We start from the raw sequence: 230 nt of genomic DNA on the forward strand, positions 1-230 counted from the left end.
TGCCCGAGCCGACCTTCCAGTTCTTCGGCACGGTGAAGGTACGGCGGTACCACATCCGGTCCTCGTGCCGTTCGATCCCGGAGAGCTGGGATTCGACCGGGTACGGGACGAGGATCTTCTCGCCGAGCTTCCTGCCCACCGGGGGCCGCTCCCCCGCCTTCGCCGCGGCGAACTCCCAGGAGCCGTTGAGGTTCTGCCAGTTGTCACGGGTGAGCTGGGGGCGCGGGTAC

Annotated in this window: 1 protein-coding gene; it reads right to left on the bottom strand. The window is 68.3% G+C overall.

Annotated features, from left to right (window positions below; genetic code table 11):
- The coding region (locus G3I42_RS03300; protein WP_164282338.1) for a hypothetical protein at positions 1–230 on the bottom strand (230 nt) is incomplete at both ends.

The sequence above is a fragment of the Streptomyces sp. SID11385 genome (genome assembly GCF_010548245.1).
Classification (GTDB): domain Bacteria; phylum Actinomycetota; class Actinomycetes; order Streptomycetales; family Streptomycetaceae; genus Streptomyces.